The sequence below is a fragment of the Peribacillus sp. FSL E2-0218 genome, from assembly GCF_037992945.1.
GTDB lineage: Bacteria > Bacillota > Bacilli > Bacillales > DSM-1321 > Peribacillus > Peribacillus simplex_B.
On sequence record NZ_CP150304.1, the window covers coordinates 3,902,346 to 3,920,199 of the forward strand.

Annotated in this window: 20 protein-coding genes and 1 other annotated feature; of the genes, 4 read left to right on the plus strand and 16 right to left on the minus strand. The window is 43.8% G+C overall.

Going from position 1 to position 17,854, the window contains the following annotated elements; translation table 11 throughout:
* Positions 1–4 precede the first annotated feature (4 nt).
* The 3 genes from MHI53_RS18755 to MHI53_RS18765 form a co-directional block, all read right to left on the minus strand.
* Positions 5–463, minus strand: coding sequence for a VOC family protein (locus MHI53_RS18755; protein ID WP_061142346.1), 459 nt, complete (start codon positions 461–463; stop codon positions 5–7).
* On the minus strand, positions 460–1,311 hold the full coding sequence (locus MHI53_RS18760) for an AAC(3) family N-acetyltransferase (RefSeq protein WP_340371941.1): 852 nt from the start codon (positions 1,309–1,311) through the stop codon (positions 460–462). Before MHI53_RS18760 ends, MHI53_RS18755 begins: the two co-directional genes overlap by 4 nt.
* 62 nt (positions 1,312–1,373) lie before the next feature.
* Positions 1,374–1,883, minus strand: a complete 510-nt coding sequence (locus MHI53_RS18765) for a GNAT family N-acetyltransferase (protein ID WP_061142351.1) — start codon at positions 1,881–1,883, stop codon at positions 1,374–1,376.
* Positions 1,884–2,144: 261 nt separating this feature from the next.
* Here MHI53_RS18765 and MHI53_RS18770 point away from each other — a divergent pair, with 261 nt between their 5' ends.
* A complete protein-coding gene (locus MHI53_RS18770; RefSeq protein ID WP_061142348.1) occupies positions 2,145–3,533 on the plus strand; it encodes an L-cystine transporter in 1,389 nt (462 codons plus the stop codon).
* 49 nt (positions 3,534–3,582) lie between these two features.
* Here the strand turns inward: MHI53_RS18770 and MHI53_RS18775 are convergent, their stop codons facing one another.
* The 3 genes from MHI53_RS18775 to MHI53_RS18785 are packed head-to-tail and all read right to left on the minus strand — an operon-like array spanning position 3,583 to position 5,427.
* Positions 3,583–4,350 (minus strand): hypothetical protein, encoded by a 768-nt coding sequence (locus MHI53_RS18775; RefSeq protein WP_340371942.1) that lies wholly within the window; start codon positions 4,348–4,350, stop codon positions 3,583–3,585.
* A 2-nt stretch (positions 4,351–4,352) separates the two neighbouring features.
* Entirely contained in the window at positions 4,353–4,682 is a 330-nt protein-coding gene (locus tag MHI53_RS18780) for a PadR family transcriptional regulator (RefSeq protein WP_061141913.1), read from the minus strand.
* Between the two features lie 58 nt (positions 4,683–4,740).
* Positions 4,741–5,427 (minus strand): helix-turn-helix domain-containing protein, encoded by a 687-nt coding sequence (locus tag MHI53_RS18785; RefSeq protein ID WP_061141912.1) that lies wholly within the window; start codon positions 5,425–5,427, stop codon positions 4,741–4,743.
* 103 nt (positions 5,428–5,530) lie between these two features.
* Between MHI53_RS18785 and MHI53_RS18790 the strand changes: the two genes are divergently transcribed.
* Positions 5,531–6,142, plus strand: a complete 612-nt coding sequence (locus MHI53_RS18790) for a flavin reductase family protein (RefSeq protein WP_061141907.1) — start codon at positions 5,531–5,533, stop codon at positions 6,140–6,142.
* A gap of 107 nt (positions 6,143–6,249) precedes the next feature.
* Here the strand turns inward: MHI53_RS18790 and MHI53_RS18795 are convergent, their stop codons facing one another.
* From MHI53_RS18795 to MHI53_RS18810, 4 genes are all read right to left on the minus strand, one after another.
* A complete protein-coding gene (locus MHI53_RS18795; protein ID WP_340371943.1) occupies positions 6,250–6,906 on the minus strand; it encodes a phosphatase PAP2 family protein in 657 nt (218 codons plus the stop codon).
* A 180-nt stretch (positions 6,907–7,086) separates the two neighbouring features.
* Complete coding sequence (locus tag MHI53_RS18800; RefSeq protein ID WP_061141905.1) at positions 7,087–8,436, minus strand: amino acid permease; 1,350 nt, start codon at positions 8,434–8,436, stop codon at positions 7,087–7,089.
* A gap of 60 nt (positions 8,437–8,496) precedes the next feature.
* Positions 8,497–8,734: a binding site (T-box leader), on the minus strand.
* A 678-nt stretch (positions 8,735–9,412) separates the two neighbouring features.
* Positions 9,413–10,117 (minus strand): cytochrome c biogenesis protein CcdA, encoded by a 705-nt coding sequence (locus tag MHI53_RS18805; protein WP_061141904.1) that lies wholly within the window; start codon positions 10,115–10,117, stop codon positions 9,413–9,415.
* A gap of 47 nt (positions 10,118–10,164) precedes the next feature.
* Positions 10,165–10,410, minus strand: coding sequence for a hypothetical protein (locus MHI53_RS18810; RefSeq protein WP_061141903.1), 246 nt, complete (start codon positions 10,408–10,410; stop codon positions 10,165–10,167).
* 200 nt (positions 10,411–10,610) lie between these two features.
* Between MHI53_RS18810 and MHI53_RS18815 the strand changes: the two genes are divergently transcribed.
* Positions 10,611–11,771 carry an MFS transporter gene (locus tag MHI53_RS18815; protein WP_061141902.1) on the plus strand — a complete coding sequence of 387 codons (1,161 nt, stop codon included), beginning with the start codon at positions 10,611–10,613 and terminating at the stop codon, positions 11,769–11,771.
* 52 nt (positions 11,772–11,823) lie between these two features.
* Here MHI53_RS18815 and MHI53_RS18820 read toward each other — a convergent pair whose 3' ends face one another.
* The 6 genes from MHI53_RS18820 to MHI53_RS18845 all read right to left on the minus strand — a co-directional run bounded on the left by MHI53_RS18820 (position 11,824) and on the right by MHI53_RS18845 (position 16,375).
* Positions 11,824–12,465, minus strand: a complete 642-nt coding sequence (locus MHI53_RS18820; RefSeq protein ID WP_061141901.1) for a response regulator transcription factor — start codon at positions 12,463–12,465, stop codon at positions 11,824–11,826.
* On the minus strand, positions 12,458–13,504 hold the full coding sequence (locus tag MHI53_RS18825) for a sensor histidine kinase (protein WP_061141900.1): 1,047 nt from the start codon (positions 13,502–13,504) through the stop codon (positions 12,458–12,460). The genes MHI53_RS18820 and MHI53_RS18825 overlap by 8 nt, the downstream gene beginning before the upstream one ends.
* Positions 13,501–14,247 carry a cell wall-active antibiotics response protein LiaF gene (liaF, locus tag MHI53_RS18830; protein ID WP_340371944.1) on the minus strand — a complete coding sequence of 249 codons (747 nt, stop codon included), beginning with the start codon at positions 14,245–14,247 and terminating at the stop codon, positions 13,501–13,503. Before liaF ends, MHI53_RS18825 begins: the two co-directional genes overlap by 4 nt.
* Positions 14,248–14,403: 156 nt before the next feature.
* Complete coding sequence (locus tag MHI53_RS18835) at positions 14,404–15,039, minus strand: PspA/IM30 family protein (RefSeq protein WP_340371945.1); 636 nt, start codon at positions 15,037–15,039, stop codon at positions 14,404–14,406.
* A 19-nt stretch (positions 15,040–15,058) separates the two neighbouring features.
* Complete coding sequence (locus tag MHI53_RS18840; protein WP_061141897.1) at positions 15,059–15,403, minus strand: hypothetical protein; 345 nt, start codon at positions 15,401–15,403, stop codon at positions 15,059–15,061.
* Between the two features lie 357 nt (positions 15,404–15,760).
* Positions 15,761–16,375 carry a TetR/AcrR family transcriptional regulator gene (locus MHI53_RS18845; protein WP_061141896.1) on the minus strand — a complete coding sequence of 205 codons (615 nt, stop codon included), beginning with the start codon at positions 16,373–16,375 and terminating at the stop codon, positions 15,761–15,763.
* 176 nt (positions 16,376–16,551) lie between these two features.
* Here MHI53_RS18845 and kynU point away from each other — a divergent pair, with 176 nt between their 5' ends.
* Positions 16,552–17,829, plus strand: coding sequence for a kynureninase (kynU, locus tag MHI53_RS18850; RefSeq protein ID WP_061141895.1), 1,278 nt, complete (start codon positions 16,552–16,554; stop codon positions 17,827–17,829).
* Positions 17,830–17,854 lie beyond the last annotated feature (25 nt).

The window sequence follows — 17,854 nt, forward strand, 5'->3', positions numbered from 1 at the left end:
CCCATCACCTGAGCAATAGTTCCTCCCATTCTTCCAATGAAAGCTTGTCGGTCATCTGCTTATACGCATCAGGGACTTCAACCGGACACATCAATTCCAAGCTATTGCCATCCGGATCTTGAAAGTAGACAGAAGCATTCCCTTGTTGCGGACGGACAAAAGGTTCGATGGATGTCCTTCCTCCAAAAGGTACCACTTCTATTTGCAAGGATTGGAGCCAAGCCATTGCCTGTTTCATATTTTCATAAGTTACCCGAAAGGCGATATGCTTTAATGAGGGATGATAAGGGGTTTTGTATTCTTTTCCCTCCCAAAGACCGACCCAGCTTTTGTTCTCCTCTATCCAAAAGAAGGCCGTCTCTTCATCCCTCCAAGCAAGCTTCAAACCTATTTTCTTATAAAAATGAATGGAAACTTCCAAATCTTCGACTGGTAAATGCGCTTCATATAAACCTTCTATCATAATATACCATCCTTTCTCGCTTGGATTTCCCGCACAGCATTCCGATTGGAATCAAACTCATTGAACCATTTCTCCGCATAATCCACCGACTCTTTGATGGAAAAAAGGCGGCAACATGCTGAACCCACATATCCCTCTTTCACTTCATACTCTCTTTTGTAAAATTCGCCAACCTCCGTAAAAAGCTCTTCCCTGAATTCAAGTTCTTGATATTCCTTCCAAACCCGTTCCCCTTCCACTAACACGGGAGCGCCCAAGCTTATCACTTTTTTATATTCTATCCGATATTCAGCAAGGTGGAAGCACGTCGTACTGTCGAATTGGGCCCCTAATTGCAAAACATAGGATTCACGATCATACAGCTTCCCTAATGGAGATCGTTCACCTAGCCCAAATTCCAAAGGGTGCGGATAAAGGATTTTATCTTTATCCCTTCCCCAGGCTGTAAAGGAATAGTTCGGATGCTCACTTCTTTCCACTCCTGGGAAAGACCTGAACAATTCTGCGATTTGCCCCAATCCTCTAGTAACAGGGGTATATCGAGGGTCATAGGCAGGCATGCTTTCTTTAATAACCTTCCACCAGGATTGTGGAACAGGGGGATTTCCCCATCTTGCAGGGTCGGATAGTTCGACGGATTGAGAAGGCATAACGATGGTTCCTTCTTCCGTAACAACTTCCATCAAGGCTTGGATAACCGCAACCGCCCCCCCATTCACCCACCCTATCGAGGATAAGGAGGAATGGACGAGTATCGTCATCCCCCGCTTCACTCCCAGCTTTCGTAAATCCGCCGCAATCGACTGCTTCGTTCTTGGGTACTCTGAATATTCTATCATTTCTTTCATTATTGCATCTCCTAAAACTTTTTTTGTCCATGTGGGCTGTCCATTAAACGGCTAAAAATGAATTATAGGTTCCTTTTAAAATGGTAGAGTGTTAGCTTTTCACTGGTATCCGCACTGATTTCCTCACTAACGGAGATTCGTTCAAAGCCATTCTTCGCCAATACCTTTTGGGAGCCAATATTGACGTTTGTCGTTTTGGCATGTAGCTGAGTCACCTTCATTTCCGGTGCCAGCTTAACCAAAAGCTGTAAAGCCTCGTTTGCCACCCCCTTTTTCGTAAACGCTTCACCGATTCGATAACCGACTTGAGCCGTACCTTTAATTGTGTCGATATCCACAAGATTAATCCTGCCGACGATCGTTCCTGAGTCTTCCTTAATTAAATAACATGAGGAGATCGCATCCTCTTGTTCTTTTAATAATTCCATATGCCGGATCATAAACGTACCAAAGTGATAATAATCATCCCCCCGGCTTGAAATCGTTTGCTCGAAAAACGCTCGATTCTTGCACTCAAATGCATATAATTCATTTGCATCCTCTTCATTCAGCCTGTCAATGTATATCTCCATCATTCCTTCACCCTTTCTAAAAAACACTAAGCAGCATATGGGGCCTTCTATATCATTCAAGAAAACCAACGGCTTATCCTTCCTGAGAACTATATAATGGAAGATTTGCACCCTAGCTTGTCCAGCTTCCTCTGGATTGGGATGCATTCATGAATTACTTGAAAAGTCAAAAATATATAATTTTCTTCTGGTAAAAAAGCAAGGGATGCTGTATCATATTCATTATTCGTATTAGGTTAATCGGAATTAGGGGGAATATATATGATAGGTTACGTGTTTTTAAATCTTGCCATAATGCTCATTCTTTTAGGCGTTTTATTCTACATGAATAAGAAACACATCTCTTTCACGAAAAGGGTCTTTACCGGCCTTGGATTAGGTATTGTGTTCGGCCTTCTTTTACAGTATTTCTATGAACCGCAGTCAGACGCAATCGTTAAATCGGTCGATTGGTTTAACATTGTAGGCTCCGGCTATGTAAAGTTCCTGCAAATGATCGTCATGCCGCTTGTTTTCATCTCGATCTTGTCCGCATTTACACGATTGAAGCTTACGAGCAATATCGGTAAGATCAGTGTGCTAATCATCGGAATCCTGCTTGGAACCACTGCGATTGCCGCAGCGGTCGGAATCACTTCGGCAACTGTCTTCAACTTGGAGGCCGTGCAAATCGAGCAAGGCGAAGCAGAGTTAAGCCGCGGAGATCAAATATCCGAGACATACGGAACCATTCAGGATAAAACGATGCCACAGCAAATCCTTGAGTTGATCCCGGCAAATCCGTTCCTCGATTTAACAGGAGCTCGTCCGACATCAACAATTTCCGTCGTGATTTTTGCTGCATTCCTTGGTATGGCCTATTTAGGGGTCAAAAGAAAGCAGCCGGAACATGCTGAATTTTTCGCGAAAATAGTAGATACATTGCATAGCATCACCATGCGCGTCGTAACGCTGATCCTGCGTTTGACACCATACGGCATCTTGGCGATCATGACGAAGACGGTAGCGACAAGTGATTTGGACGCGATCCTGAAATTAGGGAAATTCGTCGGAGCTTCTTATGCGGCCCTGATTGTCATGTTCCTCATCCATTTATTATTGCTCACGCTTGCAGGGCTGAATCCAATGGTATATATGAGGAAAGCCTTCCCTGTATTGTCATTTGCCTTCACGTCAAGAACGAGTGCAGGTGCTCTGCCATTGAACATCCAAACACAGAAACAGCTAGGGGTTTCCGAAGGTATCGCCAACTTTGCCGGCTCATTCGGCTTGTCGATCGGGCAAAACGGCTGTGCCGGCATCTATCCGGCCATGTTAGCGGTCATGATCGCACCAACAGTGGGCATCAACCCGCTTACGCCATCCTTCATTGCCATGTTGATCGCGATTGTAGCGATTAGCTCGTTCGGAGTTGCCGGAGTAGGCGGAGGAGCAACCTTCGCTGCCATCCTCGTCTTATCGGCCATGAACTTGCCAATCGCCTTGGCGGGTCTGTTGATTTCCGTCGAGCCATTGATCGATATGGGAAGAACGGCCGTGAATGTCAGCGGCAGCATGACTTCAGGTATCCTGACAAGTAAAATCACGGGAGACCTTGATAAGCAGCAATTCAGCCAAGAATCATCCTTGGAAGTGGAAGCTGAAATGTAAAGCGAAAAGGCACCAAACCTCCCCTAAAGGAAGTTTGGTGCCTTTTCATTTATGATTGCACGTTTTTCAATTTCTTGAGCGTAATTCCACAATAAAGCAGGATGCCGAGCATCGTTATCAGGCTGCTCAACACCACCTTTACACTTTCCTGATAATGGGTGTTGTCCATTATAAGGGTGGGACCAAAAAGAAGGATGGGGATAATGATCGAAATCCACGTTCGACTCCATATGGATAAAATGATTAATATCGAAATAGCTGCTATCACGGCAACAACGTTACCTGTATTTTCAAGTTTTACAAAAGGTGTGCCATGTGTTCCACTGAGAATCATGACACTTGCAAACAACGCTATCGAAATTATGCCTAGGGTGGATAGGAGTACACTTTGCCTTACCATGGATATTGTGTGACTTGCCATATACCTAAAAGATATCATATAAACTGCGATTGAAAGAAGTCCGGCTAAAGGATAACCAATAAGCTCCAAAAATGAAAATTCGATTCCGCCATTTAGAGCTTTATCCATTATCAAATAGGAAGCTGCACCGAATAAAATCATTACGATATATTTTAGCGAGCCCATAAAATCAACCGGCATTTCAGCAGAAATTTTCTCCATATATTCTTTTGGGCTACTGCCTACAATATGTTCGACACTCTTATCGTTACTTTCAGCCTCTGTAAGGTGAACCTCCAGTTCCTCCATGATCTCCTCAATTTCATCCGTATTCTTTCCATTTGCAATAAGGTATAACCTGAGATTTCCCAAGAAATGCTGACTATCCTTGGACAACGACGTGTTCAGATCAAGCAACGCTAAATTCCTCCTTTGTTCCTTACTATCTGGTTTACATTGAAACTCAGCCTATTCCACCGTTCAATAAAGATGTCCAATTCCTTTTCCCCCTTTTCCGATAAGGAATAATACTTTCGGCTAGGTCCTGCTGTTGATTTTCTTAAAGTTGTATGGACCAGTTTTTCTTTCTGCATACGAATCAATAACGGATAAATCGTGCCTTCACTTAACGATTCAAAACCATACCTATTAAGCTTCTCGGCTAATTCATAGCCGTAAACTTCCCCTTCATTCATGATTGCCAGTAAACAGCCTTCCAGAATTCCTTTAAGCATTTGAGTCGAGGACATAGAAATCGAATTCACTTCTTTCATTATCTTGTATAACCAGGTAGTAACCTCTTACAGGCTAAATCTGCAAAAAAAATGTTTCTTTGAGTCCCTTTTTTCCGTCAGGCGTGATTTTTATTGCTCGTGTATTGGGTAAACGTTGAATCCAATTTAATTCTAGCAGTCTTTCTAGAAGGGCATTTCCTAATGCTCCCGACAGGTGATGACGTCTTTCACTCCAATCTAAACATTTGTGAGTGAATGAACGACGCTTTTTCTTAATTTTTTTACAATCAATTTGAAAATTTGAAAAGAAAGCCTCTCCTTTTTCAGTAACGGAAAACCCGTTCTTATCTTCATAAAGAACACCCATTTTAACTAAAGATTCTGTTAACTGCACTCCCAAATTCCCTGCAAGATGATCATAACATGTTCTGGCAAGACGCATCGCTTTAGCTTCCGAAGCTTGTTTTAATGATTTTATTTCAATTGGTGGAGCTATGGATAGAAACGACTCCATAACTTGGGCAACTTCTTGATTTTGAATTCCATAATATCGATGTCTTCCCTGTTTTTCAACCGTCACTATATTAACATCCACCATTTTTGCTAAATGGAAACTAGCCGTTTGTGGTTCGATTCCTGCCATATAGGCTAATTCACTTGTAGTATGGTATCTGCCATCCAATAAGGTTGTTAATATGGCTGCACGAGAAGCTTCACTTACAAGAGTTGCAATCATTGCTACATTTGGATTTGCGTTCATTAATTGGCCAATCCTCCCCATCATGTAATCCATATTTCGATAACCATCGAAATATTTATATTTTACAATAAAGGAAATCATATGGATAGGAGGAGTAATAAATATGAATGATATTCTAAACTCAAGCATAATTAAACCTAAAATTCTCTATTATGGTACTCCAGTCATTTTACTGAATTCGCTAAATGAGGATGGGACGGTGAATATCAGCCCAATGTCATCGTCATGGGCTTTAGGTGATTGCATTATATTAGGAATTGGGCTTGGAGGAAAAGCAATAGAAAACATAAAACGACACCCCGAATGTGTCATCAATGTTCCGAATCCTTCATTATGGGAACATGTAGAAAGTTTGGCACCTTACACAGGAAAAAATCCGGTTCCAGATTATAAGAAAGAGATCGGCTTCAGGTATGGAAAGGACAAATTTGCTCTTAGTAACTTAACACCTATTGAGTCCATTTCAGTAAAACCTTCTCGAATCATGGAGTGTCCACTTCAAATCGAAGCAACAGTGAAGCATATTCGAATTCCTGAACACTCTCCTGATTTTGCCATTGTCGAGACGCAAGCTGTACATGTACACGCTCATGAAGCCATCATTATTGAAGAAAATCATATTGATCCAACTAAGTGGAGTCCACTTATCTATAATTTCCGCCATTATTTTGGTCTTGGTAACCAGTTAGGTAAAACCTTCCGTTCCGAAATATAATGATGCCACATGAGTTACTAAAAAAGAACAAGAGAAGAAAAACTAATGGTTTTTCTTCTCTTGCGAGAGTGACTACTCTGTAAATGAATCAGCTGCTTAGCCTGTGCTCATTTTTTCATTTGCCTTGCTGGAAAATGGTTTGCCTGATAAGTAGATATGGCTTGGAACATGTACTGTATGGCAGCGTACATTCCGCAAGCAAGGAGTATTCCCGCCAGGACATCCAGAACGGCATGCTGCTTCGTGAATAGGGTCGATAAGATAATCAGTGTTCCGAATGCCGTTACGCCGGCATGCTCCCACTTATGCTGCTCCCTCCGTTTATGAACGACGATCATCATGATGAATGTTGTCAGTACATGAATGCTGGGCAAGCAGTTGACGGGCTGATCATGACTATAAACGACGCGCATCAAATGGGCGAAGATATCATTCCCCATCACTTCCGGACGGGGGACTGTCGACTGCCAAAGGCAATAGATAAGAAAACAAATTAGCTTCCCCGATACTAAACTGCCTAATGCCACAAAATAGTGTTTCCGGTCAACGAAACAATAGTAAATCAGCAATCCATAAATATACGGATACCACAATAAATATGGCACGACAAATTCTTTAATAAAAGGAATCTCTCCATCTATCATTGTCGTAACATCGACAGCATGACCTGACGATTGATTGATGATTGAATAAATGGAACTAGTAACCACCAACAGCAATAAATACCATAGCGGGTGTAAAGGTAAAATAGATTTGTTTTTCATAGTTTGCGCCGACTTTCAATATTATGGTTATTTTCCAAGGATTATTATACTACATTTCTCGTTTAATGGACGCTTTATATGCAAATGTTAATGATTCCCTTGAACTACTGCTGCGCCAGATTTCCCATCCTTCCGAATGTCCGAAGCAAAAGCCATGGTCAGCTGCCATGGCTTTGCATGCTAGATTTTGTGATGACGTTTTTTCGATACATACGTCAAGGTAATAAAGATGTAAATGCAAAGGGTAATCATCGTGACGATCATCGACGTCGTGAAAATGATGCCGATCAAAATCATCAGTAATGCGATAATTGCAGCCCAGGTCGTATAGGGGAACCATTTGACCGCATAGGCACTTGGTTTTCCTTGTTGCTGCTTACGTGACTTCAAATGGGCGAAGGCGATGATCAACCAAATGAACAAGACCGTGTATCCTAGCGATCCCATCAAGAAATCGAAGGTCTTGCTGCCGGCAAATAAGGAAATCAATACACCGATATATAAAGCGGACGTACACATTAGAATTGCGTATACCGGGACCTTCTTCTTGGATAAGCGGGAGAAGATTTTCGGGATGCGACCGTCCACGGCTTGTGTATACAGGACTCGGGATGAACCATATAACCCTGAGTTCATCGATGAGATGATCGCCAGTAAAACAACGGCGTTCATAATGTGATCGGCGCCTGGAATCCCTATCATTTGAAAGACCATCACGAACGGACTTTCCGGTACACCGTTCACCTCGTTCCAAGGAATCAAGCTGACGATGATGAAAAATGGGATGATATAGAAGGAAATGATCCGTATCAATGTACTGCGAACCGCTTTTGGAACCACTTTTTCAGGATTTTTCGTTTCCGCCAATGTGACCCCGATAATTTCCGTGCCACCATATGAATAGATGACCACCAACATCGCCGTGATCAATCCCTTCGATCCATTCGGGAAGAAACCGCCGTTGTCAGTCAAGTTGGAAAAACCGACTGCAGCATGGTCGCCAAACGTTACAAGCAATAACAATAAACCAGCCAGGATGAAGACAATGATGACGGTGATTTTAATTAAGGCAAGCCAATACTCCGTTTCCGCAAAAACCTTTACCGACAGCAAGTTAACCGCCGTGACTAACACGGAAACAGCTAACGCCAACATCCAGATCGGATATCCAGGCAGCCAATATTGTATGAAGATTGCCGCAACGATTGATTCCGCCGTGATGTTCAATACCCACATTTTCCAGTAAATCCAATCCAGGAAGTACGCTGGATACTTTCCTAAAATCGACTGAACCAAATCCCGGAATGTTCTTGCACCGCTATTAGCGACTGCCATTTCAGCTAAACCCTGCATGATGAATAAAAGGATGATCCCTCCTATCAAGTATGCAAGGATGACGGCCGGTCCTGCCATATCAATCGCTGAACTGCTCCCTTTAAATAAACCGGCACCGATTGCCCCGCCTAATGCCATCATCGTAATATGCCGTGAAGTCATGGTCCTCTGTAAATTCCTTTTGTCCGTTTCCATATCCTTACCTCCCAAAATATCAAAAAAAGCATATCGTCTCTTCCTTCATAATCAAATGAAGAAAGAGACGATATGCCTTATGCTTACCGCGGTACCACTCTTTTTGGCTCTTTTAGAACCCTGCTCTAAAAACCCTGTAACGAAGGTTACCCGTCAAAACAAAGAGAAAAAAATAATCTTTACCCCCTTGCTTTACCACTCCCAGGCAAGTTCAAAGTCTCATTGGACTGCGTTGCACCACCCCGCAGCTCTCTTTACCGAATGATGAGCTTTTACTACTCCTGATCATTGCGTTTCATAAAAAATTATATCTGAATATTTTTATAATATTCAATACTATACGGACTCCGAGTAGCTTTGTCAATAACTTTTTTAGGATAGTATTTTAAGAGGCGAAAATATTAGCAAATTGTGTTGCCCACTGTATGGAACCAGTCAAATACTATTCGAAATAAAGCTTGTTGTTATATCCGAGAAAATCACTTTACTTTCCATGCAAAGGACAGCAGAACGAGAGGCATGAGACTCTTGCGGGAAGCACCGAGGTGGCTCCCCGACCGCCCCCGGAAAGCGAGTGCCTGAAGTGGAAAGGAACCGCCTAAGGTACAAATCCATTGAATTTGTGAACAATCAAAATCTATCTACGTTTTCACGCAAAGTGGATTGGAACGGAAGGGGCGAGACTCCTGCGGGAAATGCGGTCTAGGGGAGACAACCGCAGGCGCAAGAGCCGAGGTGGCTCCCCGACCGCCCGCGGAAAGCGAGTGCCTGAAGTGGAAAGGAACCGGCTAATGTATCAAACCATTGAATTTGTGAGCAATCAAAATCTATCTAGTTTTTTCGCAAAGTGGAATGATTCCGAATGGGGGAGATCCGTTTGGCATGATATATTTAAAACGATTCATCAAAAAAGAGGATATACCGCAAAGCTTTAAGCGGCCATCCTCTTTTCGTTTTTTATGTATCACCCAAGAACTCAAAAACCCGTAAAACCGCCGAATACACGGTTTGTCAGGAAAGTCGTGATGTTCGTCATCCAATCAAAAAACAAGAAAATCCCCATAACGATCGTGAGATATCCGCCCATTTTAGTTAATCTATGACTATACTTCCTGATCCAGCCTGATTTGCCGATAAAAAATGACATGATGAAGAATGGGATGGAAAATCCAAGAATATAAGCAATCATATAGAGCAGGCCTTGTCCCGTATATAAACCGAGAGCCATGACTGCCCCCAAAATCGGACCGACACATGGAGTCCAGCCAGCAGCGTAGCCAATACCAATCAGTATCGAACCGATATATCCCGATGGCCGGTTTTTAAAATGGATTTTCCTATCCTTCATCAAGAATTTCGGCTGGAAAAATCCGATGAGGATCAGTCCGAACATGACGATCAATATAGCCCCTGCCTGCCTGATCAAATCAATATATTCATAAAAAAGGTCATAAAAAATCGTGGTCGAAAGCCCAAGTACCACAAATATGATGGAAAACCCGACCAAAAAGAAAAAAGTATGAAGCAATGCCTTTCGATTGAAGGTGCTGCTTCCTTCTTTTAACTCACTAACCGATAAACCTGTAATATAAGATAAAAAGGCAGGATATAACGGTAAACAACATGGAGATATAAACGATAGTATACCCGCACTGAATGCCAAAAAAATAGTTAAATCCATCTGCCAAATCCCCCCTCGGCTCCTCTATTTTCCGCGACTCTCGTAAACTACCAACTATCCAGCCCCAACCATGATGCCGCAACCATCAGCACCCCGATCACGACCACTGCAACGGGTCCCACAATAAATAATCCAAATAGCAAAGACACCACTGCGTCCAAAAAGGTTCGAACGACACCTGGCTTTTCCTTTTTATTCGCTTGCTCAGTCAATAAGTCTTCCAGATGGCTGACCTTTTGCTTTAGCTCCTGTAATTCTTGAACCACTTTTGTATCCTGATCGATCACTCCCATACATCCCTCCACGTTAACATTTAGTGTTAATTTTATCATCTTCATCCATTTATAAAAAGGTAAAGTAACTATTTTCCAGCAAGAATCAGATTTCGGCTGAATGGACCATAAAAACTTTTTTTTCAAAATCTGTCATCAATGTTACAATAGCAAGGTTGAACCCATCCAATCTATAGAACAGGCGAGGTATCATTTTTTTTATGAAAGCTTTACGATTATTAAAAAGTTTTAACTTTTTATATTTTGGACTGCTTGCCATTTTCATTCCATTTCTTCCCGTGTACTTGGCAGATCAAGGCTTGCGGCCAGCCCAAATCGGATTCATCATCGGTACAGGAGGATTTGTCACCCTGATTACCCAGCCATTATGGGGAATGATCAGCGACAAAACGCGGACGATCCGCAAAGTCCTGCTGCTGCTCATTTTTTTCTCCAGTGTAATCGGTTATTTTCTATATGACTCAAGCAGCTATCTTCAGCTGATTCTGTTTGCCATGCTGCTCTATTTCTTTTTGATGCCGATCGATCCCCTGACGGAAAGCCTCAACTTTACGATTGCGGAGAAATCCGGAATCAGCTATGGCTCAATCCGGACTTATGGCGCATTGGGTTATGCGGTCATATCGCTGATCACTGGCTATGTGATGTCCTATTTCGGAGCAAACAGCCTGGCCTTTCTTTTTGCCGGGATCGGGCTAATCAGCTTCATCATTAGCTGGATGATGCCGGATGCACCGGTGTCGGGGAAACCTGTCACCTTGAAGAGCCTGAAGCACTTTTTCAGCAATAAGGAGACGCTGCTTTTTTTATTGTTGGTGTTTATCTGTGCTGTTCCTGCAAGAATGAATGATACGTTCCTAGGAGTGTATATCCGGGAGCTTGGCGGAAGCGCCAAGCTTGTCGGCTTGACCTGGTTCCTGGCGGCCGGAAGTGAAATCGTCGTATTCGCCCTAAGCTTCTGGTGGCTGCGCAAAGGCAAGGAAATCATCATCATTTCGTTTGCAGCGGCGTTTTTCTTTATCCGCTATTTCGTCTCTGCCTGGATTACCGATCCGCATCTGCTGGCTTATTTACAGGTTTTGCAAATACTGACTTTCCCGATTTTCTATTCTGCGGCGATTCAGTACCTGTACCGCATCGTACCGGTGGAGTGGCGCGCCACAGGCCAGACTGTACTGGCGCTATTATTCTTCGGGGTATCGGGAATCATCGCTTCTTATGTAGGCGGATCCATCTATGAGGCATTCGGAGGCAAGACTTTATACTTGTTCATCTCCTCGATATCCTTTATCGGCATGGTTTTCGCCTTGGTGCTTTATCGCATATACGGCACAAGGCTTGACACGGCAGAGGAAGCTTGATTGAACTGTAAGAAAAAGAGCATGTTTTTAAAACATGCTCTTTTTTCTTGCATCATTGTTCATCATCGACGAGTGAATGCTTAAATGCGTAAATCACCGCTTGGGTGCGGTCCTGCACTTCAAGCTTACTTAATATATTGCTAACATGCACCTTGGCCGTTTTCAGGGCAATGTATAGTTCATCGGCTATTTCCTGATTCGTTTTCCCTTGTGTCATTAAAAGCAGGATTTCCATTTCACGGTTTGTCAATTGTTCATGCCGCTCGTTTTTCTTCGGGCGGCGTAACTTCTCCATCATCTTCCCGGTCACCTCAGGCTCCAGTACGCTTTGTCCTTGGAAGGTGGACCGGACGGCTCTGGCAATTTCGCTTGCCTTCGAGGTTTTCAGCATATAGCTCGTTGCCCCGGCTTCCAAGGCCGGATACACTTTTTCATCATCCAGGAAGCTTGTCACGATGATGATCTTGGCTTCGGGCCATTTTTCGATAATTCGCTTCGTCGCTTCTATGCCATCCATTTCCGGCATGACCAAATCCATCAAAATGATATCCGGACGCAATTCCAAAGCCAGTTCGACTGCCTTCAAACCATTGTCCGCTTCCCCGATCACTTCGATGTCCGCTTGGGCCGTTAAATAGGCCGACACCCCAATCCGAACCATTTCATGGTCATCGACAAATAATACTTTAATCATCCTGATCACCTCCTGTATGTATCAAGGGGATTTTCACCTCGAGCTTTGTCCCTTTATTCGGAACGCTTACGAGCTGCATGGTCCCCCCCAACTCTACGGCCCGCTCATGCATGTTTTGCAGTCCGTAAGATCCGGCTTTTGCCTCCTCCGTGTTAAAGCCGATGCCATCATCCGTGATCCGGAAAATGATCAAGCCATCACGAACGATCAATAGCACTTCAAGCGAGGTCGCCTTTGCATGTCTCAGTGTATTGGAAATCGATTCTTGTAAAATCCGGAACAGGTGGTCTTCAATCCCCTTATCAAGGATAACCGGCTCCGCCTTCCAATCTATATCCATGGTCACCTTTTGGGCCAATTCCTCGAGGAGCTCCTTCATTCCCGCTTGTAATGATTTTCCCTTCAACGCAACGGGTCTTAAGTGAAGCAGGAGCGCCCTCATCTCGAGCTGAGATTGATGGATCATCTCTTCCACGACCTTGAATTGCTTCATTTCCGTTTTATCCATATCCGTTTGTGACTCTGTAATGGCCGACATGAACATCGAAGCGGCAAACAATTGCTGGCTCACAGAATCATGCAGCTCCCGCGCCAGGCGGTTTCGCTCCTGGGAAACGATTTCCTGGATCTGTTTCTCCTGGTCGATCGCCTTTTCATTGGCCATTTTTTGCGATAATTTTGTCTGTTCATTGATTTGCTTATGAATTTGATTCATCCGTTCCACCATGGTCGCGAGCTCCGAGATCGGATAGGTTTCCGGCTGTGAAGGCAAGCGGCCCTGTTCCAGCAAGTAAAGGCCTTCATCCACCCTTTGCAGCTGCCTTTTAAAAAACATTCCTGAAACGGCTCCATAAATCAGCCCTGCCGTCATGACCAGACTTGGCAGGAAAATGACGAAGGGAAGCCCCATGACCACTTTCTCCCATAACAAGCCCCAGTCGGACAGCGGGAAAATAAAGAAAATCACCGCCGGCAAAAGAAGCGAAAGAACGAAGGAAACACCTAGGGCACTCAAGATCTGGCGTGTCACGATGCTCATACCCGCTTCACCTCTAAATCCCCAACAAGGATGGACGTGATGATATGCACTTTATGGTCCGCTTCATCGAAGCCCGCTGTTTGAAAAGAATGGATTTGATTAAAGACCCTCGATTCAGGCTTATTTTCAAAAATCCGCGCTCTCCCCGCCATGATGGAATGATGGACCCTTATTTCGATGCCATACGGGATGAGGACCGTGATATTGCCAATGATATTCCTAAGGGAAATGACGGCATCCCCTTTCGGCAGGATCGTCCGGCTCAAATCAATGACCGTATCACCAACCCCGCTTTGAACATTCACGGAATTCCATTCGTATACCTGCTCACCCGTTTGTTGATGGCCGAACAACTTATTTTGAAAGAGATGCCCACTTTTCAATAACGGCTCCTTATGGACTTGTTCTTCGTCAAACCCTTCATTGGTGATGATCGGGTTGATCCAATCGGGATTCTTTTTCGACTGATAATATAAAAGTAAGAAATAAATGAGAATGGCGAAAAGGAAAAACTTAAAAACGAACATATTCAAAACTGTGATGATCAGTGAGATCAGTCCTGTAAAAAATAAAATCTTCCCGATTGTCCGCTTAGTGAATTTCCTGCCCAAATAGATTAAGACAACCGAAAAAGCAAGCGGAAACAGTAAGCCTCCACCCTTGAAGGAAATCTCCAAAAAAAGCAAGACGATTCCGATGAGGAAGATCCAACCCATATAATCCGTTTTCATTTTGTTCAACATCGGCCCGCCTCCCTTGTAATTGATCATGATACTCTTAAAAGGCGCAGTCACCCGCGCCTTTTAAGAATACCACGAATCGATTAGGTTCTAACAGAGCGTTTTCCCTCATCCTGCGCATTTGGAGGATAAGGGATCACAGCCATGCATGAATAATATTTACGCTTCTTTCTGTTCCAATTCCTTTTCAAGCTGGGCGATTCTCGCATCGATGGTATGCCGGTTATAATCGGCATCGACTTTATGCTCGATGCGGTCAATATAGTGCTCCATCTCTTCAAACATCGCTACCGGTTTGGCCTCCGTGCGGCCGGCATCCAACACTCGATTGATCCGGTGGTTTGCCCGGGCAATATTTTCCCTGCCCATCAATTCCATCCGCTTTAAATGCATATCCTTGAGCTTATGCTTCATTTCTTCATATTTACGCTCCAGCTCAGCCAACTGAACCTCCGCACTCTTATGCGCCTCCATCAAGCTTTGCGCACGATCTTCATAGTGCAGGCTTTCCTTAAGGGCAAACTCCATTAACTCCGTTTCACCGGACTGCTTCGCAACCTCGGCTTGGTTTTTGCGTTTTTCAGCTAAACTTTGCGCTTGATTATATTCACGCGTAAACTCTTCTTTCAGAAGATATTGACGCTCAAGCAGCTTGCCGACCTTCTCCGTCTCCTGCTCACACTGCCGCAAATATTGATTCAGCATGCCGATCGGATTCTTTTGCTCCTTCTTATCTAGCAAATCATGAAAGTCCGCCGAAATCGTTTGTTTCATTCTAGAAAATAAATTACCCATTACCTATCCATCCCTTCTATTAGTTCTTATTCAAATCTTTCCACTCTCTTTCAAAATTGGAGAATGGATCATTTTCAGTTGATGCATTTTCATCATTGTCATTCCATTTTTTATAGACGAGGTAAAGTACATAAGCTGCCACCAATCCCAAAATCGCCGGAATATGGGAAATAGAAACAATCAGCACGATTACGCAAACTGACCCCCACGCGACCTTGGCCCCTGTCGAATCGGACTTCATGAACTGCTTGAACCCAAAGTATAAAATCGCCAAGCAAATCGCCAAACCGATCAATGGACCCACATTCGCCAGCAGCACGAACAATGCAATCAAACCTACAATAAACAAACCAAATTTCTTCATCGTTTTCGTCCTCCTTTCCATGTATATATCTTATCTATTTTTCCAAATTCGTATAATGAGCCTTAGCTATATTTTCATATAAGACCTAAGGCGTAGCGTATATAAGTCCCCCAACACTGAGAAGGAAAATTAAGCTGGTCCACTCTCCAATTTGGCGGTTTGACTCGCGATTTGGCTGGCTTTATCGCCAATTTGGGTGCTTTACTCGCGAATTCGGGCGGTTTACTCGGAAATTTGGCAGTTTTACTCGCGAATTGGGCGCCCGGCTCGTTTTTTCCGTTGCTTCATTATTGCCTGGCGATAAAAGACAAAAAATCTTCCGGTTGTATTAAACCGAAAGATTTTTAGCGTTATCCATTATACATATAGGCCTTCGACGTAAACGGAGGTGATGGTTTGAGCGATTTCTTCGACAGAGCTTTGATGCTCGTTCCGGACAATTTCCCAGAGGTACATTTCATTTGTGAAAAACCAGCCTTTTGCAACAATCTCATGGTTCAATTCGGCTCTTGCCAGTCCTTTTTGCTGTGCATAGGCGACGTCCTTTGATATCCGCTGGGTGAATTTCAGGCGGATGGCTTTCCATTTATCTGAAATGACGGCCGACATTCCTATGGCCTGTTCGAAAACCTGGAGCATATTGCGTTCAGCCTCTGCCATTAATAAAAAAGCCTTGGCTTGGTTGTTTATGATTTGTCTCGCTTCGTCTTTTGATTTCGGAAAGAAAGAGGTCTCGGCAATTTCATAGAATTGCCCCATCACATTCTCCATTAATACTATTAATAGATCCTCTTTTCCTTTAAAGTGCACATAGGCCGTTCCATATCCGATATTCGCCCTTTTGATCATCTGGGATATGACTGCGGCTTGATACCCTTCTTCAAGAAAAATTTCTTTTGCAGCTTCCAATAGCTTTTGCCGTGTCATCATCGAGCGTAAATGACGTTTATCCCCTACTTGGCCATCAATCATGCATGCCCCCCCCCCCTTATATCTAGCATAAAGGATTTCCATTGAAATAAAAACGTTTGCAGTAAATTGCAGTCTTTTTTTATTGTTTTAATTTTCTGATTTTTTTATTGACATGATGTCATATTCTTTGCTACGATTTTCCTAGAAAGATAAGTATTTTTATATAGGAGGTCACTATGGTTACAACATACACGTTGGATTACGCGAAACAGCTGGATGAACAAGATGCCCTTCATGCATTTAGGAATGAGTTTTATTTAAAGCCTGATTCCATCTATATGGACGGGAACTCCTTAGGTCTGCTTTCAAAAAGGGCTGAGCGCACTCTTTTGGAATCTTTATCGGATTGGAAGGAACATGGGATCGACGGGTGGACACAGGGAAAACACCCATGGTTTTTCATGGCTGAGGAACTGGGGGCAAAAATGGCCCATTTGGTCGGTGCTTCCGCCGATGAGGTCATCGTAACCGGCTCGACTACGGTGAATCTGCATCAGCTCGTGTCCACCTTTTATAAGCCTGAAGGATCCCGCACAAAAATCCTGGCGGATGAGCTGACCTTTCCGACAGATATTTACGCACTCCAAAGCCAGCTGCGCACTCATGGGCTCGATCCGGAAACCCATCTCATCCGAGTGAAGAGCCGGGACGGCCGATTCCTTGAAGAGGATGATATCATCGAAGCCATGACCGATGATATCGCTCTCATCATCTTGCCGACGGTCCTGTATCGCAGCGGCCAAATATTGGATATGAAACGTCTAACCGAGGAAGCCCATGAAAGAGGAATCATGATCGGATTCGATGGATGCCATTCGATTGGTGCGATCCCGCATTCATTCAGGGAATGGGATGTTGATTTTGCTTATTGGTGCAATTATAAGCATTTGAATGGCGGTCCTGGCGCCGTTGGCGGCTTGTATGTAAACCGTAAACACTTTGGGACGATGCCTGGATTGGCCGGCTGGTTCAGCTCAAGTAAAGAAAAACAATTCGATATGGAGCATACGTTAACTCAAGCCGATTCCGCTGGTGCCTACCAAATTGGGACACCGAATGTGTTAAGCTGTGCCCCTTTAATCGGATCCTTGGAAATTTTTATGGAGGCAGGAATTGAAAACATCCGGGGAAAATCTCTCAAAATCAATCAATATTTAATCGACTTGGTCGAATATGAGTTGAAGGACATGGGGTTTTTCATCGGGACGCCTAGAGAAGAAGCGCGGCGCGGCGGCCATGTCAGTTTAGAGCATAAAGAAGCTGCACGCATTTGCAAAGCATTGAAAGCTAACGGCGTGATACCGGATTTCCGGGCGCCCAACATCATTCGCCTAGCTCCGGTTGCGCTCTATACCTCCTACGCGGAAGTTTGGGAAGTCGTCCGAATCCTCAAAAGAATCATGACAGAAAAACAATATGAAAAGTATAAAAATGAACGTGAAGTCGTGGCATGACAATAAAGCCTGGGGGACACCCTCC

Bases quoted from the DNA above. Each gene is read 5' to 3' on its own strand.
- MHI53_RS18755 (WP_061142346.1), bottom strand. From the start codon at position 463: ATGATAGAAGGTTTATATGAAGCGCATTTACCAGTCGAAGATTTGGAA.
- MHI53_RS18760 (WP_340371941.1), bottom strand. From the start codon at position 1,311: ATGAAAGAAATGATAGAATATTCAGAGTACCCAAGAACGAAGCAGTCG.
- MHI53_RS18765 (WP_061142351.1), bottom strand. From the start codon at position 1,883: ATGGAGATATACATTGACAGGCTGAATGAAGAGGATGCAAATGAATTA.
- MHI53_RS18770 (WP_061142348.1), top strand. From the start codon at position 2,145: ATGATAGGTTACGTGTTTTTAAATCTTGCCATAATGCTCATTCTTTTA.
- MHI53_RS18780 (WP_061141913.1), bottom strand. From the start codon at position 4,682: ATGTCCTCGACTCAAATGCTTAAAGGAATTCTGGAAGGCTGTTTACTG.
- MHI53_RS18785 (WP_061141912.1), bottom strand. From the start codon at position 5,427: ATGAACGCAAATCCAAATGTAGCAATGATTGCAACTCTTGTAAGTGAA.
- MHI53_RS18790 (WP_061141907.1), top strand. From the start codon at position 5,531: ATGAATGATATTCTAAACTCAAGCATAATTAAACCTAAAATTCTCTAT.
- MHI53_RS18795 (WP_340371943.1), bottom strand. From the start codon at position 6,906: ATGAAAAACAAATCTATTTTACCTTTACACCCGCTATGGTATTTATTG.
- MHI53_RS18800 (WP_061141905.1), bottom strand. From the start codon at position 8,436: ATGGAAACGGACAAAAGGAATTTACAGAGGACCATGACTTCACGGCAT.
- MHI53_RS18805 (WP_061141904.1), bottom strand. From the start codon at position 10,117: ATGGATTTAACTATTTTTTTGGCATTCAGTGCGGGTATACTATCGTTT.
- MHI53_RS18810 (WP_061141903.1), bottom strand. From the start codon at position 10,410: ATGGGAGTGATCGATCAGGATACAAAAGTGGTTCAAGAATTACAGGAG.
- MHI53_RS18815 (WP_061141902.1), top strand. From the start codon at position 10,611: ATGAAAGCTTTACGATTATTAAAAAGTTTTAACTTTTTATATTTTGGA.
- MHI53_RS18820 (WP_061141901.1), bottom strand. From the start codon at position 12,465: ATGATTAAAGTATTATTTGTCGATGACCATGAAATGGTTCGGATTGGG.
- MHI53_RS18825 (WP_061141900.1), bottom strand. From the start codon at position 13,504: ATGAGCATCGTGACACGCCAGATCTTGAGTGCCCTAGGTGTTTCCTTC.
- liaF (WP_340371944.1), bottom strand. From the start codon at position 14,247: ATGTTGAACAAAATGAAAACGGATTATATGGGTTGGATCTTCCTCATC.
- MHI53_RS18835 (WP_340371945.1), bottom strand. From the start codon at position 15,039: ATGGGTAATTTATTTTCTAGAATGAAACAAACGATTTCGGCGGACTTT.
- MHI53_RS18840 (WP_061141897.1), bottom strand. From the start codon at position 15,403: ATGAAGAAATTTGGTTTGTTTATTGTAGGTTTGATTGCATTGTTCGTG.
- MHI53_RS18845 (WP_061141896.1), bottom strand. From the start codon at position 16,375: ATGATTGATGGCCAAGTAGGGGATAAACGTCATTTACGCTCGATGATG.
- kynU (WP_061141895.1), top strand. From the start codon at position 16,552: ATGGTTACAACATACACGTTGGATTACGCGAAACAGCTGGATGAACAA.